The sequence below is a fragment of the Nocardioides psychrotolerans genome (genome assembly GCF_943371775.1).
Classification (GTDB): Bacteria; Actinomycetota; Actinomycetes; order Propionibacteriales; family Nocardioidaceae; genus Nocardioides; species Nocardioides psychrotolerans_A.
Genome location: NZ_CALRWD010000080.1, coordinates 1 through 21,656, shown reverse-complemented (window position 1 = coordinate 21,656; position 21,656 = coordinate 1). Strand labels below are relative to the sequence as shown.

Sequence of the window (21,656 nt, the reverse complement as noted above, 5' to 3'; positions counted from 1 at the left end):
GTGCCCGACGACGTGCCCACCGCGCGGGCGCGGTCGATGGTCGTGCGCCGGCTCAAGTCGATGTCGCTGACCCAGCTCACCGTCCGGCGCCGCGAGATCGCCGATGCACTTCGCGAGGTTGTGGACCTCGAGCTCTGGAACGCCGGTGGCTCCGGCTCGGTCGAGGCCACTGTCGCCGATCCCGTCGTCACCGAGGTCGCGGCCGGCTCCGGCCTGCTGGTTCCGACGCTCTTCGACCACTACCAGTCCTTCGAGCCGCGCCCGGCCGCCTTCTTCGGCGTGCCCGTCGTGCGGCGGCCCTCGCCCGACATCGCCACCGTCCACGGCGGCGGGCTCGTTGCCTCCGGAGCCGCGGGGGCCGACCGCCTCCCGACCCCGTGGGCACCGGCGGGCCTGCACCTGACGGGGCTCGAGGGGGCCGGCGAGGTGCAGACCCCGCTCACCGGCAATGCCGCGGGGTTGCTCGCCATCGGCGACCTCGTGTGGTTCCGCCACGCCAAGTCCGGCGAGCTCTTCGAGCACACGACGACGGTCCAGCTGCTCAGTGGCGAGGCCTTCGTCGACGAGGTGCGGTCCTACCGTGGCCACGGTCTCGCCTTCTGACGTCGCCCAGGTCGTCGTCGACCTGCTCGGCTCGCGCCCAGCGACCCTGGGGGCCGGGCGGTTGCTGTGCGTCGACGGCCCGGCAGGGTCGGGCAAGACCACGCTCGCCGGCGCCGTCGCAGCACTGACCGGCAGCCGGGTGGTGCACATGGACGACCTCTACGACGGCTGGGGCGGCCTGCCCCGGGTGACCGACCAGCTCGCGACGATCCTCGACCCGCTCGCCGCGGGGCGTCCGGGCAGCTACCGGCGCTTCGACTGGGTCGCCGAGGAGTACGTCGAGACGCTCGCGGTCGCGCCGTCCCCGCTGCTGGTCCTGGAGGGCGTCGGCTCCGGCTCGGCCGCCCGCGCGGCGCTCTGCACGGTGCTGGTGTGGGTCGAGGCACCGGCTGACCTGCGCCTGACCCGCGGCGTCGCGCGCGACGGCGTACGCCTCGAGGAGGAGTGGCGTCGCTGGATTCTCGACGAGGCGCAGCACTTCGCCCGGGACCGCACCCGGGAGCGTGCCGACCTGGTCGTGGACGGCACCGGGGTCGAGGCTCCCCGTGTGACCGACGCCCCGGCCGCGAACCACGATCCCTCGGGAAGCGTCACCTAGGTTGTGAGCGTGCTCCCCCGGTCCAGGTCGTCGCGGGCGGTGCTGGCCGGTGTGGTCGGTGTCGTCCTGGTGACCGCTGCCCTGCTGCTCCCGGGCCCGGCGACCGCGCCGATGAGCGCCGACGACCTGGTGCCCGGCCGCACGGCGGCGCCGGTCGGCTCGGCTGATCCGGGTGCCGCGGCGCAGGAACGGCGTCGCAAGCCCAACATCGTCGTCGTGATGGCCGACGACATGCGCGTCGACGAGCTGCGTTTCATGCCGTCGCTGCGGGCCAGCGTGGTCAAGCACGGCCTGACCTTCCAGAACTCCTTCTCCCCCTACCCGCTGTGCTGCCCGGCGCGCGCGTCGTTCCTCACGGGGCAGTACGCGCACAACCATCGGGTGTTCTCGCACGAGGATCCCTACGGCTACGGCGCGTTCGACGACTCGCGGACGCTCGCGACCTCGCTGCGCGACACCGGCTACACGACGGGGTTCGTCGGCAAGTACCTCAACCGCTACGGGCCCGCTCGCTCGCGGGTCAGCGGCCGCCCGTCCTTCCGCTATGTGCCCCGCGGGTGGACCGACTGGCGGGCCTCGATCGACCCCGGCGTGCCCAGCGTCCGCGGCAGCACCTACGACTACATGGACACACCCTTCAACGTGAACGGTCGCGTCGACGAGTCGCACCGCGGCAAGTACAGCTCGTTCGTGATCGGCAACTTCTCGGTGGAGATGGCGCGCTCGTTCAGCCGTCGCGCCCAGCCGTTCTTCCTCTACGTCAACTACGTCGCCCCCCACTTCGGCGGGCCGACCGAGCCCGACGACCCGCCCCGCTTCCTCACCGACGCGCGGGGGCGCCCCCAGGACGTGCGCACCCCGGCCCGGCCACGATCCGTGCGCGGCCGCTTCGACGGGCTGATCGACCGCGCCGCCGGACTCCCCCGCGGTGGCGGTCCGAGCGAGCGCGACATCTCCGACAAGCCGCGATCCTTCCGGATCCAGCCGGAGCTCAGCCCGCGCGAGCGTGCCGCCGTACGCACCTTGACGCGGCAGCGCGCCGAGGCGGTCTACGTCATGGACCAGCAGATCGGCCGGCTGGTCCAGGAGCTCAAGCGCTCCGGGGAGTGGCGAGACACCGTCTTCATGTTCACCTCCGACAATGGCTACTTCCTCGGCGAGCACCGTCGGCGCAGCGGCAAGGTCCGCGCCCACGAGCCGTCGCTGCGGGTGCCCTTCGTCGTCACCGGCCCGGGGATGCGGCGCCAGGCCGACCGTTTCGACCCGATCACCACCATCGACGTGTCCGCCACGATCCTCGACCTCGGCAACGCGCACCCGCCGCGTCGGGCCGACGGGACGTCGCGGCTGACGACGATGCGTCGCGGCGACCGGGGCTGGGTCACGCCCGTCGTCGACGAGGCCACCGGCACCGAGGGCCGCGGGGTCCGCTCCCCCGGTTTCTCCGGTCCGCGCACGTCCATCGGGGTGCGCACCGCGCGCTACTCCTACATCCGCAACCGCACCGGCGAGCACGAGCTCTACGACCTGGTCCGCGACCCGCTCCAGCTGCAGAACGTGCACGGCCGACGGGCCTACCGCGCCGTCGAGCAGGACCTCTACCGGACCTGGTGGCGCACCCGCAGCTGCGCCGGCGACACCTGTCGGGTGCGGCTGCCCGCGTCGTTGCGCGCCACCCCGCGGCAGTCGGCCGCCATGACGCGCGCCTACTGGCGGAAGGTCACCCGGGTCTACGGCTTCTGACTCCTGCCCGACCGCCCGGGGGGCGATGGCGCACCCGGTCGCCGAGTCGGCGCAATGTTGTCGCGTGGGCGAAGCCCGCAGCCGGCTCGGCGCCCTCGCCGGCTGTCCCCTGCAACATCGCGCCGACTCGGCGTACGCCCGACAACATCGCGCCGGCTCGGCGCCCTAGGGTTGGCCGGTGATCCCACCCAGCGGCGAGCAGTTCGAGATCAGCGGCGGCGGCTATCGCGCGGTGGTCACCGAGAGCGGGGCGGCGCTGCGCTCCCTGACGTACGCCGAGTGGTCGCTCGTGGACGGCTTCGGCGAGGACGAGATGTCCTACGGCGGGCGCGGGCAGCTGCTGATGCCCTGGCCCAACCGGATCCGGGACGGCCGCTACTCCTTCGGCGGCACCGAGCACCAGCTGGCGCTGACCGAGCCCAAGCGGGGCAACGCCTCCCACGGCCTGGCGCGCTGGGTGGCGTGGAGCGTCGAGGAGCACACGGGGCACTCGGTGTCGCTGCAGTACCGGTTGATGGCGCAGAGCGGCTATCCGTGGACCCTCGACCTGCACGTCACCTACGACCTGTCCGCGGACGGCCTCACGGTCACCCAGACCGCGACCAACACCGGCCCCGCGCCGGCGCCCTACGCGTGCGGCGCCCACCCCTACCTCAGCGTCGGCCCGGGGCCGGTCGACACCTGGGAGCTCACGCTGCCCGCCGACACCCGCACGCTCACGGACGAGCGGCTGCTGCCCGTGGGCCGGGAGGCGGTGGAGGGCACGGCGTACGACTTCCGCGTGGCGCGGCCGCTGCGACGTGTGGAGCTCAACGACACCTTCACCGACCTCGCCCGCGACCGTCGGGGCATCGCGACCACGCTGGTGCGCGACCCGGCGAGCGGCCGCGGCGTGGCGCTGTGGGTCGACGAGCACGTGCGGTGGCTGCTGCTCTACACCGCGGACGACGTGGCGGGCCTGGAGCGTCGCTCGATCGCCGTGGAGCCGATGAGCGCCGGTGTCGACGCCTTCCGCTCGGGCGAGGACCTCGTCACGCTGGCACCCGCGGGCGAGCCCGGCGACCAGCTATCGGTCTCGTGGGGGGTGCGCGCCGTCGACTAGCGCGCGCAGCTCACCCACGGCGATGCGGGCGCGCCGACCGTCGGAGCCCTGGATGGCGAGCACGGAGACCGTGGTGCCGTCGGCCAGGTCGAGCGTCACCCACGGCGCCCCCGGGGGCAGCCGCACGGCGATGATCTCGGCCCAGGCGTAGTGGTGACGGCGGTAGCCGTTGACCACCACGAGGCCGTCGTCCTGCGCGACGGCGCGCGAGCGCACGACCGCGTAGATGGCGACGAACCCGAGCAGGCCGAGCCCGAGCACGGTGCCGCGCTGGAACGGCGTGACCGAGGCCCGGGTCTCGTCGTCGAAGCTCAGCCAGAGGAAGAGGATCACGACCACCAGCGCCCCGAAGGCCGCGATGCCGGCGATCCGAGGGCCCGCCGGGCGCCAGGTGCGCGGCAGCGGGACGGTCCCCGACTCAGAGGCGGCAGGCATGGATGTCCGTCGTGAGGATGCCGCGGGCGCCGATGCCCCAGAGCTCGTCCATCAGGCGCTGGGCGCCGGCGCGCGGGACCATGGCCCGCACGGCGACCCAGCCCTCGCGATGCAGCGGGGAGATCGTGGGGCCCTCGATGCCGGGCGTCAGGGCGACAGCCTCGGTGACGTGGCGCTCCTCGATGTCGTAGTCCATCATCACGTAGCTGCGGGCCACCAGCACGCCGTCGACGCGGCGCTTGAAGATCTCGAAGCCGGACGGGACGTCGCCGGTGCGGGTGATCAGCACGGCCTCGGACTGGAGGATCGGGTCGCCGAAGGTCTCGAGGCCGGCCTGGCGCAGCGTGCTGCCGGTCTCGACGACGTCGGCGATGACGTCGGCGACCCCGAGCTGGATGCTGGTCTCGACGGCGCCGTCGAGGCGGGTGACGGTCGCGTCGATCCCCCGCTCCTCGAGGAAGGCCCGGACCACGCCGACGTAGGACGTCGCGATGCGGGTGCCCGCGAGCTGGGCGAGGTCGGTGAAGGCCCCGGCGGGACCGGCGAAGCGGAAGGTGCTGCGGCCGAAGCCGAGCTGGAGCGCCTCGTCGGCCTTGGCGCCGGAGTCGCGGAGCAGGTCACGACCGGTGATGCCGACGTCGAGGGTGCCTTCGCCGACGTAGAGCGCGATGTCGCGCGGGCGGAGGTAGAAGAACTCCACGCCGTTCTCGGCGTCGATGAGCGTGAGCTCCTTGGAGTCCGTGCGCTGGCGGTAGCCCGACTCGCGCAGGATGTCGGAGGCAGACTGCGACAGCGATCCCTTGTTGGGGACGGCGACGCGCAGCAGGCGGGCGCCGCTGGGACCGGAGCTGGTGGGGTCGGACAAGGGGTCCTCCTCAGAGGTGGGTGTAGACGTCGTCGAGGTCGAGGTCGAGGGCGAGCATGAGCACCTGCGCGTGGTAGAGCAGCTGGCTGATCTCCTCCGCGGCCCGATGCTTGCCCTCGTGCTCGGCGGCCATCCAGGACTCGGCGGCCTCCTCGACCAGCTTCTTCCCGATGGTGTGCACACCGGCGTCGAGCTCGCGCACGGTGCCGGAGCCTTCAGGGCGGGTCCGGGCCTTCTCGCTCAGCTCGGCCCACAGCTCGTCGAACGTCTTCACGATCGGCAAGCCTACGGGGGCGAGCCGCTAGCCTCGCCATCGTGTCCACCATCACCCCGGGGCCTGTGGCCCAGCCCACGGTCGTCCAGCGCCAGTGCCCCCTCTGCGAGGCGCACTGCGGCATCCGCGTCACCGTGCAGGGCGACGAGGTGCTGCGGATCGAGGGCGATCCCGACGACGTCCTGAGCCGCGGCTACGTCTGCCCCAAGGGCACCGCGCTCAAGGCCCTGCACGACGACCCCGAGCGGCTGCGCACCCCCCTGCGCCGGGTGGGTGACAGCTTCGAGGAGATCGGCTGGGCCGAGGCGTTCGACCTCGCCGGCCGACGGCTTCGCGCCGTACGCCGCGAGCACGGGCGCGACGCCGTGGGCGCCTACTTCGGCAACCCGACGGCCCACTCGACCGCGGTCTTCGCGATCGAGGGCCTCAAGAAGGTGCTGCGCAGCCGCAACGTCTTCTCGGCGGCGTCGATCGACCAGTTCCCGCAGTACCTCGCCTCGGAGCTGATGTTCGGCGACCACACGATCCTGCCGATCATGGACATCGACCACACCGACCACCTCCTGGTGCTCGGCGCCAACCCGGCGGTCTCCAACGGCTCCATCACGACCATGCCCGACGCCCGGCGACGAGTGAAGGACGTGGTGGCGCGCGGCGGCCGTGTGGTCGTCGTCGATCCCCGGCGCACCGAGACCGCCCGGCTGGCCTCCGAGCACGTCGCGATCAAGCCCGGCGGCGACCCGCACCTGCTGCTGGCGATGCTGCACGTGGTCTTCCGCGACGGCCTCGACCGGGTGCCGGCGTGGGCCTCCGGCCTCGACGACGTACGACGGGTGGTCGCCGACCGCACGCCCGAGCGGGCCGCCGCGGAGTGCGGTGTCGACGCGGCGACCATCGAGCGGCTGGCCCGCGACTTCGCGCTCGCCCGCAGCGCGGTCGCCTACGGACGGCTGGGGGTGTGCCACCACACGACCGGCACGGTGACCCACTGGCTGATCAACGTGCTCAACGTGGTGACCGGCAACCTGGACCGCACCGGCGGCGCGATGTTCACGACGCCCCCGGTCGACCTCGGGCGGGTGCTGCGGCTGCTGTGGGGCTCCTCCTCGCACGGCACCTACCGCAGCCGCGGGGCCGGGCTGCCCGACCTCAACGGCGAGCTGCCGGTCGCCGCGATGGCCGACGAGCTGACGCGTCCGGGCCCCGGTCGCGTGCGCGCCCTCGTCGTCGCGTCGGGCAACCCGGCGCTGTCGGCTCCGGACGGCCGGGCCGTGCACGAGGCCCTGCAGGGGCTGGACTTCCTGGTCTGCGTCGACCTCTACCTCACCGAGACCTCGCGGCTGGCCGACCTGGTGCTGCCCCCGATCAGCCAGCTCGAGCGCTCCGAGCTGGACGTGGTCTTCCCGGCGTTCAGCGTGCGCAACAACGCGCGCTGGTCACCGCGCGCGATCGAGCCTGCTCCGGACGCCCTGGAGGACTGGGACATCCTGCTCGGCCTGGCTGCCGAGCAGCTGTCCGGCCCGGGCTCCGGCCTGCTGCGCCGGGTCGTGCGGCGGGTGCTGCGCGTCGTCGACGCGCACCAGGTCACGTCGCTGCTGATCCTGGTCGGACCGCAGGGTCCCTTCAGCCGGGCCCGTGGGTCGCGCCTCCCGCGCGGTCGACGCGGGCTCACCGCGCGACGGGTCCGGTCGACGCCCGGTGGTGTCGACCTGGGTCCCCTCGAGCCCCGGCTGCCCGCGATCCTGCGCACGAAGGACCGCACGGTCCACCTCGCTCCTGCCGAGCTGCTCGACGCGCTGGCGGAGGCACTGCCGCCGGCACCGTCCGGCGTACGGCCCGAGCCGGAGGCGGACGGCTTCGACCTGCAGCTGATCGGGCGCCGTCACCTGCGCAGCAACAACTCCTGGCTTCACAACGTGCCGGCGATGGTCAAGGGCGCGGAGCGCTGCACGGCGCTGATGCACCCCGACGACGCGGCCGCGCGCGCGCTGGGCACCGGCGACGTCGTCGAGGTCACCTCGCGCGTCGGCAGCATCCGGCTGCCGCTCGAGGTGAGCGACGAGGTGCGTCCCGGCGTCGTGAGCATCCCGCACGGCTGGGGCCACGACGCCGACGGCTCGCGGTGGAGCACCGCGAGCGCCCGCCCGGGCGTCAACGTCAACCTGCTGACCGACAGCACCCTCGTCGACGCCCTGTCGGGCAACGCCGCGGTGAACGCGACGAGGGTGCGGGTGGCTCAGGCCTCGTAGCCGCGCTTGACCCGCTTGATGGTCTGCGCGGTGAGCAGGGCGGCCGCCGTGGCTTCCCAGCCCTTGTCCTCGACCGAGCCCTCGAGCCCGGCGCGGTCCAGGGCCTGCTGCTCGGTGTCGCAGGTGAGCACGCCGAACCCGACGGCCGTCGTGTGGTCCAGCGCGACCCGGGTCAGCCCGTCGGTGGCCGCGGTGCACACGTAGTCGAAGTGCGGGGTGCCGCCGCGGATGACGACGCCGAGCGCCACCACCGCGTCGTAGCCCTGCGCGGCGAGCGCCGAGGCCACGACGGGCAGCTCGAAGGTGCCAGGCACGCGCACGACGACCGGCGCCTCGACCCGGTGGGCCTTCAGCGCCCGCTCCGCCCCGGCGATGAGCCCGTCCATCACGACCGTGTGCCAGCTCGCGGCGACCACGGCGACCCGCAGGTCGTGGCAGTCGACAGGTGCCTGGTCGGGTGCTCCGTGGCCGCTCATCGCACAGCTCCTTCGTCGAGACCCGCCCCGTCGAGCAGCGGCTCGTCCAGGTCGGGCAGGTGGTGGCCCATGCGGTCCCGCTTGGTCAGCAGGTAGGCCAGGTTGTGGTCGTTGGGGTGCGGGGTCAGGGGGACCCGCTCGGCGACGCGGATGCCGAAGTCCTCGAGGTTGCTGACCTTCTCGGGGTTGTTGGTGAGCAGCCGCACGCTCTCGATGCCGAGGTCGCGCAGGACCTGGGTGGCGGTGCCGTAGTGGCGTGCGTCGGCCGGCAGCCCCAGGTCGAGGTTGGCGTCCACGGTGTCGCGGCCGCCGTCCTGGAGCTGGTAGGCCTGGAGCTTGGCCACCAGGCCGATCCCCCGCCCCTCGTGGCCGCGCAGGTAGACCACCACGCCGCGCCCCTCCTCCACGATGCGCTCCAGCGCCTCGTCGAGCTGGGGGCCGCAGTCGCAGCGCGCGCTGCCGAAGACGTCACCGGTGAGGCACTCGGAGTGCACCCGGGTCAGCACCGGATCGGAGCCGGCGACGTCGCCGTAGACGAGCGCGATGTGCTCGCTGCCGTCGACGGTGATGCGGTAGCCGAAGGCCGTGAAGTCGCCGTGGCGGGTCGGCAGCCGGGTCTCGGCGACCCGCTCGACGAGGTTCTCGTGGCGGCGGCGGTAGCGGACCAGGTCGTCGATCGAGATCATCGCGAGGTCGTGCTCGTCGGCGAACGCCCGCAGCTCCGGAGCGCGCTTCATCGTGCCGTCGTCGTTGACGACCTCGACCAGCACCCCGGCGGGGGTCAGGCCGGCCAGCATGGCCAGGTCGACGGCCGCCTCGGTGTGGCCACGGCGTACGAGGACGCCGCCCTCGCGGTAGCGCAGGGGGAAGACGTGGCCGGGGCGGGTGATCTCCCACGGCTCGGTAGCCGAGTCGGCGAGGACGCGCGCGGTGTGGGCGCGGTCGGCCGCCGAGATGCCGGTGCTGACACCGTCGCGGGCGTCGACCGAGATCGTGTAGGCGGTGCGCAGCTTGTCCTTGTTGTGCGGGGTCATCAGCGGGATCTCGAGGCGGTCGAGCATGTCGGCTGGCATCGGCACGCAGATGACGCCGCTGGAGTAGCGGATCGTGAACGCCATCAGCTCCGGCGTCGCCTTGCTGGCGGCGAAGATGATGTCGCCCTCGTTCTCTCGGGTCTCGTCGTCGACCACGACGACGGCCTTGCCCGCCGCGATGTCGGCGATGGCGCGCTCGATGGAGTCGAGGCGCACCCGGTCGTGGGACGTGCTCGCGTCGGTCATGACTGCTCCTTGGTGGCGTCCTGCGTGTAGGCACGGACGAGCTTCTCGACGTGCTTGGCGATGATGTCGACCTCGAGGTTGACCCGGTCTCCCGGCTGTCGGGACCCGAGGGTGGTGCGCGCCAGCGTCTCGGGGATGAGGCTGACGGTGAACGTGGTGTCGTGGGCCTCGACGACCGTCAGGCTGACGCCGTCGACGGTGATCGAGCCCTTGTCGACGAGGTAGCGGCCCAGCTCGGGCGGCATCGAGATCTCGACGACCTCCCAGTGCTCGCTGGGGCTGCGGCGTACGACGTGGCCCACACCGTCGACGTGCCCCTGCACGATGTGGCCCCCCAGACGCTTCTCGGCCGTGACCGCGCGCTCCAGGTTGACCCGGTCTCCGGGCTTGACGCCCTGCAGGCTGGTCTTGTCGAGCGTCTCCTGCATGACGTCGGCGGTCCACTGCACGCCGTCGTGGGTGACGACGGTGAGGCAGCAGCCGTTGACGGCGATCGAGTCGCCCAGGCCGGCGTCGCTCAGGACCGTGCTGGCCCGGACGGTGAGACGGATCGCGTCCCCCTGGTCCTCGACCGCGGCGACGGTGCCGAGCTCCTCGACGATTCCGGTGAACATTCAGTGCTCCTTCTGCTGGTGCAGTCGTGCGGGCATCGCTGGCATCGCGGGCCGCAGGGTGAGGCGGATGTTGGGCTGCTCGCCGGCTGCACCGTCGGCGGGGCTGGGATCGAGGACGGTCACGTCGGTGACCTGCGGGCGGAACGCCTCGGCGATGGTGGTGATGCCGAGGTCGGCGATCGCACTGGTGCCGGCCCCCAGGAGCATCGGCGCGACGTAGACCACGATCTCGTCCACCAGTCCTGCCTGCAGGAACGCCGCGGCCAGCGTCGGCCCGCCCTCGAGGAAGACGTGCTGACGGTCGCGGGCGAAGAGCTCGGCGAGCGCCTGGTGGGGGTCGCGGGTGCGCAGGTGGACGGTCTCGGCGTCGGCGTTGAACACCCGACGCCCCGGGTCGAGGTCGCGCTCCCCCATGACGGCGCGCAGCGGCTGGCGCGCCCGCTCGAGCGGGCGGTCGTGCTCGTCGCGCACGGTCAGGAGGGGGTCGTCGACCGCCACGGTGTGGGCGCCGACCAGCATGGTGTCGCACAGAGCCCGGAGTCGGTGGGTGTCACGGCGCGCCGCGGGACTCGACACCCAGCGGCTGGTGCCGTCGGCGGCCGCGCTGCGCCCGTCGAGCGTCGTGGCGAACTTCCAGGTGACGAAGGGCCGCTGCACGTGCTGGGCGAGTCGGTAGACCGCGGCGAGGGCGTCGGCCTCGGTGGCCATCAGGCCCGCCTCGACCTCGATGCCGGCGGACTCCAGTCGGGCGCGGCCTCCCGCGGCGACCGGGTTGACGTCGGACTCGGCATAGACCACTCGTCGTACGCCGGCGGCGACGAGGGCCTCGGTGCACGGACCGGTGCGGCCGGTGTGGTTGCAGGGCTCGAGGGTGACCACGGCGGTCGTGCCGCGGGCCGCCTCGCCCGCCCGGGCCAGCGCGTCGGCCTCGGCGTGGAGCGTGCCGGGGCCGCGGTGGTGCCCCTCGGCGACCGTGGCGCCGTCGTCGGCCAGCAGCACGCAGCCGACGCGGCGCGTGTCGGCGACCATCGGGACGCCCGGGGTCGCGGCCAGCACGAGGGCGCGCGTCATCGCGGCCTGCTCGGCTGGGGTGAAGCTCATGAGGTTGCCCCTCGTGTCCGGTCGCGGACTCCGGGGCAACGATGACGTGGCGCAGCCGTCATCGGCGTGCGTCGACGTCATCTGCGTGCGCTTCCCATCCGGACTTTCACCGTCGGTCCAGGAGTTGCACCTGATCAACCGGTCACTGGCGGTGACCGGGTCGCGGACTTTCACCGCCGGCTCGGAATTGCACCGACCCCAGAGCACGCGAGTTGAGAACTCGTCAGGCTCAGGATGCCACAGCCGCCGCGGCCTGACCGAGGGGTGTCCATGTGAGGCGTCTCACCGCTCCCGGACGCCACGGCCGAGTCGGCGCGATGGTGCAGGCCCGGCGCGTTGCACCATTGCGCCGACTCGGCGTCTAGGCGGTGGCGGCCTCGGCGGCGGCGCGCAGGTCGGCGACCATCCGGTCGGGGTCGGCTGCGGAGTAGACCGCGGAGCCGGCGACGAAGACGTCGGCGCCGGCCTCGGCGCAGCGCTCGATGGTCTCGAGCGAGACGCCGCCGTCCACCTGGAGCCAGGTCTCGATGCCGTGCTTGTCCATCATGGCCCGGGCACGGCGGATCTTGGGCAGGCAGAGGTCGAGGAACTTCTGGCCGCCGAAGCCGGGCTCGACGGTCATGATCAGCAGCATGTCGAGCTCGGGGAGCAGGTCCTCGTAGGGCTCGATCGGGGTCGCGGGGCGCAGTGCCATGCTGGCGCGGGCGCCGGCGGCGCGGATCTCCCGGGCCAGGCGCACCGGGGCCGCGGTCGCCTCCACGTGGAAGGTGACCGACCCACAGCCGGCCTCGACGTAGGTCACGGCGTTGCGGTCGGCGTCCTCGATCATCAGGTGCGCGTCGAGGGGGATGTCGGTCGAGCGGGCGAGCGCCTCGACCATCGTCGGCCCGAAGGTCAGGTTGGGCACGAAGTGGTTGTCCATGACGTCGACGTGCACCCAGTCGGCGCTGCCGATGCGTGCGACCTCCGCACCCAGCTGGGCGAAGTCGGCGTTGAGGATGCTCGGCGTGATCTGGATACCCACGAGCGCTGATCCTAGGGCCCTCGACAGGACTGCATGCGATCGCCCAGGGTGGGGACCGGCAGCACACCGCCACCACCTCGTCTCTCGGGAGGCACCTCCATGTCACGCACGCCCAGACCACTCGTCGCCGCCCTCGGGCTGGCCCTCGCCGGGGGCCTCGTCCTGGCACCCGGCGGCACCGCCGCCACGGCCACGCCCACCGCGCCCACCGCGGCACCCGCGGCACCCGCGGCACCCGCGGCAGCAGCCGAAGCCAAGCCGATCGCCGCACCCCCGAAGACCGCGACCAGCACCGGCTACGGAGGCGCGGTGTCGAGCGTCGACCCCTACGCGAGTCGCGTCGGCCTCACCGTGCTCAAGAATGGCGGCAACGCCACAGACGCCGCGGTCGCGATGGCCTCGGCGCTCGGCGTCACGGAGCCCTACAGCGCCGGCATCGGTGGTGGCGGCTACTTCGTCCACTACGACGCCCGGACCGGCACGGTGCAGACGCTCGACGGTCGCGAGACCGCGCCTGGACGGATGCCCACCGACGCCTTCATCGACCCCGAGACCGGCGAGCCCTACCCCTTCACCCCCGACCTCGTCACCAGCGGTGTCTCGGTCGGCACCCCCGGCACGCCCGCGACCTGGGAGACGGCGTTGCGCCGCTGGGGGACCCGGTCGCTCAGTCAGGCGCTCCAGCCCTCGATCGCCCTGGCCCGCAAGGGATTCGTCGTCGACGACACCTTCCGCCAGCAGACCGAGGACAACCGCGAGCGCTTCTCGGCCTTCCCCGCGACCCGGCGTCTCTTCCTCCCGGGCGGCAAGGCACCCGCGGTCGGCTCGACCTTCCGCAACCCGGACCTGGCCGACACCCTCACCGCCATCGGCCGCCGCGGCACGAGGGCGGCGTTCTACACCGGCCCCCTCGCCCGCCTGATCGCCCGCACCGTGCAGGACCCGCCCACGAGCAGCAGCACCACGCTGCCCGTGCCTCCCGGCTTCCTGACCGTGCGCGACCTGCGCGACTACCGGCTCCGCGCCCAGGCGCCGACCCGGTCGAGCTACCGCGGCTACACCGTCTTCGGGATGGCCCCGTCCTCCAGCGGCGGCTCGACGGTCGGCGAGGCGCTCAACATCCTCGAGGGCTCCGACCTCTCCGCGACGGACGAGCCGGACGCGCTGCACCGCTACCTCGAGGCCAGTGCCCTCGCCTTCGCCGACCGCGGCGCCCACGTCGGGGACCCGGCGTACGTCGACGTGCCGCTGCGCGACCTGCTGGCCGACCGGTTCGCCGCCGAGCGTGCCTGCCAGATCGGCGACACCGCCATGGCCAAGCCGACCGAGCCCGGTGACGTCGACGACTACGACGGCACCTGCGGGGCGACCGCGGCCACGACGGAGCCGGCCGAGGACACCGAGAACATCTCGACCACCAACCTCACCGTCACCGACCGGTGGGGCGACGTCGTGGAATACACGCTGACCATCGAGCAGACCGGCGGCTCGGGCATCGTCGTGCCCGGCAAGGGCTTCCTGCTCAACAACGAGCTGACCGACTTCACGACCGTCTTCGATCCCGCCGACCCCAACCGCATCCAGCCCGGCAAGCGCCCGCGCTCGTCGATGTCGCCGACGATCGTGCTCAAGGACGGCAGGCCGTTCCTCGCGCTCGGCTCCCCCGGTGGCTCCACGATCATCACCACGGTGCTGCAGATGCTGGTCAACCACCTCGACCTCGGCATGAGCCTGCCCGAGGCCATCGCAGCGCCGCGCGCGTCCCAGCGCAACACCGCCACGGTCACCGCCGAGCCGGCGTTCATCGCGGCCTACGGCACGATCCTCGAGGACGTCTACGGCCACGACCTGGTGCCCTCGGGCGACGGGTTGACCAGCGCCTCCGACATCGGCGCTGCCACGGCGATCCGCTTCGGCCGCAAGGGCCGGGTGGTCGCGGTCGCCGAGCCCGTACGACGCGGCGGGGGCGCGGCGTACGTCGTGCGGCCGGCGCGCTAGCCGCGGCTAGGTCGCGTCGGGCTCGTCGGGCGTCTCCTGCCCGGCGCGCTCGTCGCGGTCGGCCCACTCCAGCAGCGGTGCGATGTCGAACACGTCGCCGTCGATCCCCGCGTGCAGGTCGCCCAGCTCGGCGAACCGGTCGGGCACGGTGAAGATCGTGCAGTCGCGGGGGTCGACGTCGTCGACCTCGTCCCAGCGGATCGGCGTGGAGACGCGGGCGTCGGGCACGCCGCGCACGGAGTAGGCAGCCGCGATCGTGTGGTCACGAGCGTTCTGGTTGTAGTCGACGAAGAGCTTGCGGGGGTCGCGGTCCTTGCGCCACCAGGTCGTGGTCACGTCGTCGGCGGCCCGGCGCTCGACCTCGCGCGCGAAGGCGAGCGCGGCTCGGCGGACGGCCTTGTGGCCGTGGTCGGGGCGGATCCGGACGTAGACGTGGAGACCGGAGCCGCCGCTGGTCTTGGGGTAGCCGACCGCGCCGAGCTCGTCGAGCACCTCGTGGGCGACGTGCGTGACCCGGCGCACCTGGGCGAAGTCGGACTCCGGGCCCGGGTCGAGGTCGATGCGCCACTCGTCGGGGCTCTCGGGGTCCTCACGACGGCTGTTCCACGGGTGGAACTCCACCGTCGACATCTGCACCGCCCAGATCACCGCCCCGAGCTCGGTGACGCAGAGCTCGTCGGCGGTGCGGTTCCACCGGGGGAAGTGCAGCTGCACGGTCTCGACCCAGGGCGGCGCACCCGGGGGGATGCGCTTCTGGTGCACCTTGTCGCCGGCAAGGCCCTTCGGGAAACGGTGCAGCATGGTGGGCCGCTCGAAGAGCGCGTTGACGATGCCGGGACCGACCGCGAGGTAGTAGTCCACCAGGTCGGCCTTGGTGGCGCCCGACGCCGGGAAGTAGACCCGGTCGGGGTTGCTCACGCGGATCACCCGGTCGTCCACCTCGACCTCGAGGGCGGGCGAGGAGGACTTCCCGGCGGCCATGGGTCAGACCTTACGGAAGAGCGCCATGAACATCGCGTCGGTGCCGTGACGGTGCGGCCACAGCTGGACGGTCCCCGGGAGCCGGCCCTCGCAGTCGGGCACCTGCGGGAGCAGGGCGCGAGCGTCTTCGAGGACCACGTCCTCGCGGCCCTGGAGCACCGAGCTGACGACGTCGTCGGTCTCGGCGGTGACCGGCGAGCAGGTGGCATAGAGGACCACTCCCCCGGTGCGCGTGAGCGCCAGGGCGGAGGTGAGCAGCTGGCGTTGCAGCAGCACCAGGGTGAAGAGGTCGTCGGGCTTGCGCCGCCAGCGAGCCTCCGGCCGACGACGCAGCGCGCCCAGGCCCGTGCAGGGGGCGTCGACCAGGACCCGGTCGAAGCTGCCGGCCCGCAGCGGGGGTGCCGTGCCGTCGGCCGTGAGGATGCCGAGCACCCCGGGTGACCCGGCCAGCGACCGCGCGACGAGCTTGGCGCGGTGCTGCTGGCGCTCGACGGCGAGAAGCTCGGCGCCACGCTCGCCCGCGAGGGCGGCGAGCAGCGCCGCCTTGCCGCCGGGGCCGGCGCACAGGTCCAGCCACCGCTCGTCGGGGCCCTCGACCTGGGCCGCGGCCAGCGCCGCCGCGACCAGCTGGGAGCCCTCGTCCTGCACTCCTGCCCGACCGTCCTTCACGGCGGGTACGGCGCCGGGGTCGCCGCCCTCGAGCACCACCCCGTAGGGCGAGTAGAGCGTGGGCTCGCCGGGCAGCTCCTCGACGGTGGCCCGACCCGGGCGCGCCACGAGGGTCACCCGCGGCGGCTCGTTGTCGGCGGCCAGCACGGCGTGCAGCTCGCCCTCCCCGACGGCCTTGCGCAGCTCGTCGACGATCCACACGGGGTGGCTGAAGGCGACCTCGGCATAGCGGCTGGGCGGCTTGCCGGGTGCGACGCGGGTGATCCACTCCTCCAGGTCGTGCTCGGCGACCTTGCGCAGCACGGCGTTGGCGAAGTTGCCGGCGCCCGACGTGCCCTTCGTGCGCACGAGGTTGACCGACGTGCTGATCGCGGCGTGGTCGGGCACCCGCATCGAGAGCAGCTGGTGGGTGCCCAGGCGCAGGGCGTCGAGCACCTTCTCCTCGATCTTGCGCAGCGACCGGTCGGCGCACGCGGCGATGATCGCGTCGTAGGTCCCGCGGCGGCGCAACGTGCCGGAGGCCAGCTCGGTGGCGAACGCCGCGTCGCGGGCGTCGAGCCCGAAGTGACGGATGACCGCCGGCAGGACGAGGTTGGCGTAGGCGCCGTCGACGCGCACCGCCTTGAGCACCTCGTAGGCAGCCTGACGGGCCGGGTCGATCTCCTGGCGTGCGGCCGCCTTGCCGGAGACCGGTCGACGAGGAGCTGGCGGCTTGGCCCTCCGCGGCGCCGGGTCAGCCATCGAGGTGCTCCCGCGCGAGGCGCTTGGGTGCCTTGGCCGCCCAGGCCTCGGTGATGATCTCGGCGAGCTCGTCACGGCTGATCTCCCCCAGCCGCGACTGCTGGACGAGCACGGCGGAGTAACCGCGGAAGTGGTCGATCGTGAAGAACGGCAGGTCGGGGTCGTCGACCAGCGCCTGCTTCTCCGCCTCGGTCGGGGTGGTGATGACCAGCAGGTCGTCGAAGGGCTCGCCGGTCGCGGGGTCGATCGCGGTCCTGCCCGGGGCGCGATAGAGCAGGAACCCCTTGCCCTTCTCGCCCCGTGGCACCTTGTACGTCGGCCGGTCGCCCCAGGAGGTGCCGAGCTCGACCTCGGGCAGGGCGAGGCAGATCTCGGCGATGTCGTCGGGTCTCGCCGGGCGGCTCATGGGCGCCAACCTAGGGGAAGCCGTGACGCCGCGGTCACGCTTCACCTAGCCTCGCGCCCGACTCGAGACGCGCCCCGCGGGCCCAGTCGGCCGCCGCCATCTGCTTCTTGCCGAAAGCCTTGACCTCCCCGAGGAGGACGGCGTAGGTGCCGGTGCCGACCAGGACGTGGTTCTTGCGCACGTCGATGACACCGACCGGCACCTGCTCGTCGACCACCGTGACGCGACCGATCTTGATGCGCTCGCCCTCGAAGAGGGACCAGGCGCCGGGGGCCGGCGTGCAGGCACGGACCTGGCGGTCGATGAGGTGACCGGCCATCGTCCAGTCGATGCGGGCGTCGTCGACGTTGATCTTGGGGGCGAAGGAGACGCCGTCCTCCGGCTGCTCTCGGGCGACGATCGAGCCGTCGGCCAGGCCGTCGATGGTGGCGACCAGCAGGCCGGCGCCGCCCTCGGCGAGCCGGGCGAGCAGGTCACCGGCGGTGTCCTCGTCGCGGATGCGCTCGGTCATGACCCCGAAGGTCGGCCCGGCATCGAGCTCCTTGACGATCCGGAAGGTCGTGGCGCCGGTGACCTCGTCGCCGGCCCAGATCGAGTGCTGGACGGGGGCCGCGCCGCGCCAGGCCGGCAGGCAGGAGAAGTGCAGGTTGACCCAGCCGTGCGGCGGGATGTCGAGCGCCGACTGCGGCAGGAGGGCGCCGTAGGCGACCACCGGGCAGCAGTCGGGCTCGAGCGCGCGCAGCTCGGCCTGGAAGTCCGGCTCGCGGGGATGGGTCGGCTTGAGGACCGGCAGCCCGAGCTCCTCGGCGCGCTGGGCGACGGGGCTGGCGACCAGCTTGCGTCCACGGCCGGACGGTGCGTCCGGACGGGTGACCACGCCGACGACCTCGTGGTCGGAGCCGAGAAGGGCATCGAGAGCGGGGACGGCGACCTCGGGGGTGCCGGCGAAGACGAGCCGCATCAGATCCCCAGCCCTCGGGTCGCGTGGGGGCTGAGCTTGACGGTGGGCCGCTCCAGGCCGAACCACTCCGACTCGCGGATCTCCTTCATCGCCGCCTTGCGGGCCGCGGTGTCGAGGCGGTCGATGAAGAGCACCCCGTCGAGGTGGTCGGTCTCGTGCTGGATCGCCCGGGCGAGCAGGTCGGAGCCCTGGATGGTCACCGGCTCCCCGTGCATGTCGAAGCCGTGGGCCACGACCGACATCGCCCGCTGGCACTCATAGGTCAGCTCGGGGAGCGACAGGCAGCCCTCGAGGCCTTCCTGCAGCTCGGTCGACAGCTCGAGGCGCGGGTTGATGAGGTGGCCGACCTCGCCGTCGACGTACCACGTGAAGGCGCGGAGCCCGACCCCGATCTGGGGCGCGGCCAGGCCTGCGCCGGGGGCGTCGAGCATGGTGTCGGTGAGGTCCTCGACCAGCTTGCGCAGCTCCTTGTCGAAGTCGACGACCTCGAGCGCGGGCTTGCGCAGCACGGGGTCGCCGAAGAGACGGATCGGCTGGATGGGCATGGCACCAGTCTAGGGAGCGGGTGGGTCAGAGGCTGACGGGGTCGACCTGGATGCGCACGGCGTCGAGCTTGCGTGCTGAGCGCACCCGCTGGAGCTCGCCCAGCGCCGCCGACAGCGCCGTCCCCTGGGCGCGCGGGACGCGGACGACGACGCGGCTCTCCTCGTCGCCGAGGTCGACCGGGCCCAGCACCTCGGCGGCGTCGGGCGTCGCCAGGAGGGTCACGGCGTCGTCGACCGCTCCGGGCTCACCGATGATCGTGGCGAGGCGCGACGCGGGCGGCAGGTGTGCCTCCTGACGCTGGGTCGACTCCCGCTCGGCGAAACCGCCCGGGTCCCACCGCACCAGGGCCTGGAGCGCCGCGTGAGCCGGGTCGCCGACCACCACCGCCTGACCCCCGGGGCGCACCAGGGCGACCGCGTTGCACCAGCGACGCAGCGCCTCCTCGTCCGTGCGGAGGTCGGTGCGTCCCAGCAGCAGCCAGGTGTCGAGCAGGACGACGGCGGCGTAGCCGGAGGGGGCGACCGGCTCGGCGCCCGGGGTCGCCACCACGATGCTGTGACTGTCGTCGACCTCGGCGAGGACCCGCTCACCCGACGAGGTCAGCACGCGGGCTCCCGGGAAGGCCCGGCCGAGCTCCTCGGCGGTGCGGGCGTCGCCGAGCACCGGGGCGCGCAGGCCGCGGTGGCCACACTCGCCGCAGGACCAGGCCGGGTCGGCGGTGCCGCACCAGCGACAGGCCGGGGGCAGGGTGGGACCGCTCAGCACGAGAGGGCCTTGGCAGGTGGTGCAGCGCGCGGGGGTGCGACAGCGCTCGCAGGCGAGAGCGGTGACGTAGCCGAGGCGGGGTGTCTGCACCAGGACCGGTCCCTGCCCGAGGGCGCGCCCCACCACCTCGTGCACCTGGCGCGGCATCCTGCTCGACCGGGCTGCGGGGTCGCGCTCGAGCTCCCACTCCGTCGCGCCGGCGACGGTCACGGTGACCGCGCGGCGCAGTGCCTCGCGGCTCGGGGCGAGCTCGTGGGCCCAGCCCGAGCGCAGCAGGTAGGAGGCCTCCACGCTGCGCGCGAAGCCACCGAGGAGGACCGCCGCGCCCTCCCGCTCCGCGCGGAGCAGGAGCGTCTCTCGGACGTGGGGGTAGGGCGCGCGTGGCTCGGCGTGCAGGTCGTCGCCATCGTCCCAGAGCACGATCAGGCCGAGGTCGTGGACGGGGGCGAAGGCCGCCCCGCGGGTGCCGACGACGATGCGGCGAGCCCCCCGGCTGATCGCGAGGAACTCGCGATAGCGCGCCGCGGGGCCTCGCCCAGCGGTCAGCGCGACGTGGTGACCAGGGCCGAGGCGCTCGGTGAGCGCACGGTCCAGCCGGGCGACGTCCTTGCCGTCGGGCACGCAGACCAGCACCCCCCGACCACCGGCGTAGGTCTCGGCTGCGGCGTGGGCGACCAGGGCGGGCCAGTCGGCCCCCGGCGCGGCGCCCCACACCGCTCGGGGCGCTCCACCCGCACGCAGGTGCGTGAGGAACGCGGCAGCGTGCGGGTGGTCGTCCCAGCCGGCCGGTGCTGGCGGCGGTGCAGGCACCGGGGGCGCCGGCTCGGACGGCTCCTTCTCGGCGGTGGCATGGCGCGGCGGCACCGCCAGGCGCAGCACGTCGGAGCGGGTGCCGGCGTAGCGCTCGGCCAGGTCGTCGGCCAGCGCGGCGATCGCCGGGCTGAGCACCGGCTCGTCGCTCACGAGGCGCCGCAGCGGAGCGAGGGTGCCGGGATGGTCTGAGGTCGCGGCGCGCTCGACGACGTAGCCGTCGAGGTCCTGCCCGGCGAAGCGCACCTTGACCCGCACGCCCGGTCGGACGCCGGCGTCCATCGCCTCCGGCACGGCGTAGTCGAAGGTCCGGTCGAGGTGGGCCAACGGCACGTCGACGAGCACCCGGGCGACGGGGTCGTGCGTGGCCACCGCGGCCTCGGCCGCCTTGCGTGCCTTCGTCGCCCGGGCCTTGGCCTGGGACGCCTTGACGCTCGCCCGCACCATGCCGGGGATCAGCTCGGGCTGCTCCTCCGGTCCGGTCATGGGCAGATGTCTACCAGCGCCCGCCGACGGTGTCGTACGCCGTGTCCTCGGGCTGCTTCTCGGCTCACCGGGTCTCGACGCCTCCTCGCTGACGCTCGTCGGGCTCGACCACCGAACAGGGAAGGTCTCGACCAGCGAGGAGGGCCCGGACGACGAACGGCCCGACCGCGGTCTCCCGCGGCCGGGCCGAACGTGTCGAGCAGGGTGACTCAGCCGGCGACGGCGGCCTTGAGGGCGTCGGCGCGGTCGGTGCGCTCCCAGGTGAACTCGGGGAGCTCGCGACCGAAGTGGCCGTAGGCCGCAGTCTTGGCGTAGATCGGGCGGAGCAGGTCGAGGTCGCGGATGATCGCGGCTGGGCGCAGGTCGAAGACCTCGAGCACGGCCGCCTGGATCTTCTCGTCCGGGACGGTGCCGGTGCCGAAGGTCTCGATGAAGACACCGACGGGCTGGGCCTTGCCGATGGCGTAGGCGACCTGGGCCTCGCAGCGACGGGCCAGGCCCGCGGCGACGACGTTCTTGGCGACCCAGCGCATGGCGTAGGCGGCCGAGCGGTCGACCTTCGAGGGGTCCTTGCCGGAGAACGCGCCGCCACCGTGGCGGGCCATGCCGCCGTAGGTGTCGACGATGATCTTGCGGCCGGTCAGGCCGGCGTCGCCCATGGGCCCACCGACGACGAAGCGACCGGTCGGGTTGACCAGCAGGCGGTAGCCCTCGGAGGGGATGTCGAAGGTCTCGAGCACGTGGTCGATGACGTGCTTCTTGACGTCGGCCTCGAGGGTGTCGAGCTCGACCTCCTCGGCGTGCTGCGAGGAGAGCACGACGGTGTCGATGCGCACGGGGGTGTTGTCGGCGTCGTACTCGATGGTGACCTGGGTCTTGCCGTCGGGGCGCAGGTAGGACATCGTCCCGTCCTTGCGGACCTCGGAGAG

20 protein-coding genes, 1 pseudogene and 1 riboswitch are annotated in these 21,656 nt (G+C 73.1%); of the genes and pseudogenes, 6 read left to right on the top strand and 15 right to left on the bottom strand.

Translation table 11 applies throughout. The features are described from left to right. The 4 genes and pseudogenes from AAG827_RS18515 to AAG827_RS18500 all read left to right on the top strand — a co-directional run. Positions 1–603: pseudogene (locus AAG827_RS18515) on the top strand (amino acid deaminase/aldolase); the annotation flags it as partial. Further along, positions 581–1,201 carry a 4-amino-4-deoxy-L-arabinose transferase gene (locus tag AAG827_RS18510; RefSeq protein ID WP_341927692.1) on the top strand — a complete coding sequence of 207 codons (621 nt, stop codon included), beginning with the start codon at positions 581–583 and terminating at the stop codon, positions 1,199–1,201. The pseudogene AAG827_RS18515 and the gene AAG827_RS18510, both read left to right, overlap by 23 nt. Positions 1,202–1,210: 9 nt before the next feature. After that, on the top strand, positions 1,211–2,944 hold the full coding sequence (locus AAG827_RS18505) for a sulfatase (RefSeq protein WP_341927691.1): 1,734 nt from the start codon (positions 1,211–1,213) through the stop codon (positions 2,942–2,944). A gap of 178 nt (positions 2,945–3,122) precedes the next feature. Next, positions 3,123–4,046 (top strand): aldose 1-epimerase family protein, encoded by a 924-nt coding sequence (locus AAG827_RS18500; protein ID WP_341927690.1) that lies wholly within the window; start codon positions 3,123–3,125, stop codon positions 4,044–4,046. Here AAG827_RS18500 and AAG827_RS18495 read toward each other — a convergent pair. The 3 genes from AAG827_RS18495 to AAG827_RS18485 are packed head-to-tail and all read right to left on the bottom strand — an operon-like array spanning position 4,011 to position 5,623. Next, positions 4,011–4,481 (bottom strand): PH domain-containing protein, encoded by a 471-nt coding sequence (locus AAG827_RS18495; RefSeq protein ID WP_341927689.1) that lies wholly within the window; start codon positions 4,479–4,481, stop codon positions 4,011–4,013. The genes AAG827_RS18500 and AAG827_RS18495 overlap by 36 nt on opposite strands. Further along, entirely contained in the window at positions 4,465–5,307 is an 843-nt protein-coding gene (hisG, locus tag AAG827_RS18490) for an ATP phosphoribosyltransferase (protein ID WP_341927694.1), read from the bottom strand. The genes AAG827_RS18495 and hisG overlap by 17 nt, the downstream gene beginning before the upstream one ends. A 49-nt stretch (positions 5,308–5,356) precedes the next feature. Beyond that, positions 5,357–5,623 (bottom strand): phosphoribosyl-ATP diphosphatase, encoded by a 267-nt coding sequence (locus AAG827_RS18485; protein ID WP_341927693.1) that lies wholly within the window; start codon positions 5,621–5,623, stop codon positions 5,357–5,359. A gap of 38 nt (positions 5,624–5,661) precedes the next feature. On the opposite strand from AAG827_RS18485, the gene AAG827_RS18480 reads away from it, so the two are divergent. Beyond that, a complete protein-coding gene (locus AAG827_RS18480; protein WP_341927688.1) occupies positions 5,662–7,869 on the top strand; it encodes a molybdopterin-dependent oxidoreductase in 2,208 nt (735 codons plus the stop codon). Here the strand turns inward: AAG827_RS18480 and ribH are convergent. The 5 genes from ribH to rpe all read right to left on the bottom strand — a co-directional run bounded on the left by ribH (position 7,857) and on the right by rpe (position 12,364). After that, the gene (ribH, locus tag AAG827_RS18475; RefSeq protein ID WP_341927687.1) at positions 7,857–8,345 is read right to left on the bottom strand and encodes a 6,7-dimethyl-8-ribityllumazine synthase; all 489 of its coding nucleotides are present in this window, start codon (positions 8,343–8,345) and stop codon (positions 7,857–7,859) included. The two genes, AAG827_RS18480 and ribH, sit on opposite strands and share 13 nt — an antisense overlap. Then, complete coding sequence (locus AAG827_RS18470) at positions 8,342–9,625, bottom strand: bifunctional 3,4-dihydroxy-2-butanone-4-phosphate synthase/GTP cyclohydrolase II (protein WP_341927686.1); 1,284 nt, start codon at positions 9,623–9,625, stop codon at positions 8,342–8,344. Before AAG827_RS18470 ends, ribH begins: the two co-directional genes overlap by 4 nt. Next, positions 9,622–10,239 carry a riboflavin synthase gene (locus tag AAG827_RS18465; protein WP_341927685.1) on the bottom strand — a complete coding sequence of 206 codons (618 nt, stop codon included), beginning with the start codon at positions 10,237–10,239 and terminating at the stop codon, positions 9,622–9,624. The genes AAG827_RS18470 and AAG827_RS18465 overlap by 4 nt, the downstream gene beginning before the upstream one ends. Further along, positions 10,240–11,340 (bottom strand): bifunctional diaminohydroxyphosphoribosylaminopyrimidine deaminase/5-amino-6-(5-phosphoribosylamino)uracil reductase RibD, encoded by a 1,101-nt coding sequence (ribD, locus tag AAG827_RS18460; protein WP_341927684.1) that lies wholly within the window; start codon positions 11,338–11,340, stop codon positions 10,240–10,242. An 81-nt stretch (positions 11,341–11,421) separates the two neighbouring features. After that, positions 11,422–11,551: riboswitch (FMN riboswitch) on the bottom strand. 150 nt (positions 11,552–11,701) lie between these two features. Next, positions 11,702–12,364 (bottom strand): ribulose-phosphate 3-epimerase, encoded by a 663-nt coding sequence (gene rpe / locus AAG827_RS18455; RefSeq protein WP_341927683.1) that lies wholly within the window; start codon positions 12,362–12,364, stop codon positions 11,702–11,704. Between the two features lie 99 nt (positions 12,365–12,463). Between rpe and ggt the strand changes: the two genes are divergently transcribed. Then, a complete protein-coding gene (ggt, locus tag AAG827_RS18450; protein ID WP_341927682.1) occupies positions 12,464–14,362 on the top strand; it encodes a gamma-glutamyltransferase in 1,899 nt (632 codons plus the stop codon). Between the two features lie 6 nt (positions 14,363–14,368). On the opposite strand, the gene ligD is transcribed toward ggt, so the two are convergent. The 7 genes from ligD to metK all read right to left on the bottom strand — a co-directional run. After that, on the bottom strand, positions 14,369–15,343 hold the full coding sequence (gene ligD, locus AAG827_RS18445) for a non-homologous end-joining DNA ligase (protein ID WP_341927681.1): 975 nt from the start codon (positions 15,341–15,343) through the stop codon (positions 14,369–14,371). Between the two features lie 3 nt (positions 15,344–15,346). Next, positions 15,347–16,753, bottom strand: a complete 1,407-nt coding sequence (locus AAG827_RS18440; RefSeq protein ID WP_341927680.1) for a transcription antitermination factor NusB — start codon at positions 16,751–16,753, stop codon at positions 15,347–15,349. Further along, positions 16,746–17,159: an MmcQ/YjbR family DNA-binding protein gene (locus tag AAG827_RS18435; RefSeq protein ID WP_341927679.1), complete on the bottom strand. Its 414-nt coding sequence runs from the start codon at positions 17,157–17,159 to the stop codon at positions 16,746–16,748. The genes AAG827_RS18440 and AAG827_RS18435 overlap by 8 nt, the downstream gene beginning before the upstream one ends. A 34-nt stretch (positions 17,160–17,193) precedes the next feature. Continuing rightward, a complete protein-coding gene (gene fmt / locus AAG827_RS18430) occupies positions 17,194–18,120 on the bottom strand; it encodes a methionyl-tRNA formyltransferase (RefSeq protein ID WP_341927678.1) in 927 nt (308 codons plus the stop codon). Then, positions 18,120–18,665, bottom strand: a complete 546-nt coding sequence (def, locus tag AAG827_RS18425; RefSeq protein ID WP_341927677.1) for a peptide deformylase — start codon at positions 18,663–18,665, stop codon at positions 18,120–18,122. The genes fmt and def overlap by 1 nt, the downstream gene beginning before the upstream one ends. Positions 18,666–18,690: 25 nt before the next feature. After that, the gene (locus AAG827_RS18420) at positions 18,691–20,727 is read right to left on the bottom strand and encodes a primosomal protein N' (RefSeq protein WP_341927676.1); all 2,037 of its coding nucleotides are present in this window, start codon (positions 20,725–20,727) and stop codon (positions 18,691–18,693) included. 209 nt (positions 20,728–20,936) lie between these two features. Then, positions 20,937–21,656 (bottom strand): methionine adenosyltransferase (metK, locus tag AAG827_RS18415; protein WP_341927675.1); only part of this gene is annotated, 720 nt, incomplete at its 5' end.

What these genes read in the sequence shown, in the direction of transcription:
- AAG827_RS18495 (WP_341927689.1), bottom strand. Translation starts at nt 4,481, where the DNA reads ATGCCTGCCGCCTCTGAGTCGGGGACCGTCCCGCTGCCGCGCACCTGG.
- ribH (WP_341927687.1), bottom strand. Translation starts at nt 8,345, where the DNA reads ATGAGCGGCCACGGAGCACCCGACCAGGCACCTGTCGACTGCCACGAC.
- AAG827_RS18470 (WP_341927686.1), bottom strand. Translation starts at nt 9,625, where the DNA reads ATGACCGACGCGAGCACGTCCCACGACCGGGTGCGCCTCGACTCCATC.
- AAG827_RS18465 (WP_341927685.1), bottom strand. Translation starts at nt 10,239, where the DNA reads ATGTTCACCGGAATCGTCGAGGAGCTCGGCACCGTCGCCGCGGTCGAG.
- ribD (WP_341927684.1), bottom strand. Translation starts at nt 11,340, where the DNA reads ATGAGCTTCACCCCAGCCGAGCAGGCCGCGATGACGCGCGCCCTCGTG.
- ggt (WP_341927682.1), top strand. Translation starts at nt 12,464, where the DNA reads ATGTCACGCACGCCCAGACCACTCGTCGCCGCCCTCGGGCTGGCCCTC.
- ligD (WP_341927681.1), bottom strand. Translation starts at nt 15,343, where the DNA reads ATGGCCGCCGGGAAGTCCTCCTCGCCCGCCCTCGAGGTCGAGGTGGAC.
- AAG827_RS18440 (WP_341927680.1), bottom strand. Translation starts at nt 16,753, where the DNA reads ATGGCTGACCCGGCGCCGCGGAGGGCCAAGCCGCCAGCTCCTCGTCGA.
- AAG827_RS18435 (WP_341927679.1), bottom strand. Translation starts at nt 17,159, where the DNA reads ATGAGCCGCCCGGCGAGACCCGACGACATCGCCGAGATCTGCCTCGCC.
- fmt (WP_341927678.1), bottom strand. Translation starts at nt 18,120, where the DNA reads ATGCGGCTCGTCTTCGCCGGCACCCCCGAGGTCGCCGTCCCCGCTCTC.
- def (WP_341927677.1), bottom strand. Translation starts at nt 18,665, where the DNA reads ATGCCCATCCAGCCGATCCGTCTCTTCGGCGACCCCGTGCTGCGCAAG.
- AAG827_RS18420 (WP_341927676.1), bottom strand. Translation starts at nt 20,727, where the DNA reads ATGACCGGACCGGAGGAGCAGCCCGAGCTGATCCCCGGCATGGTGCGG.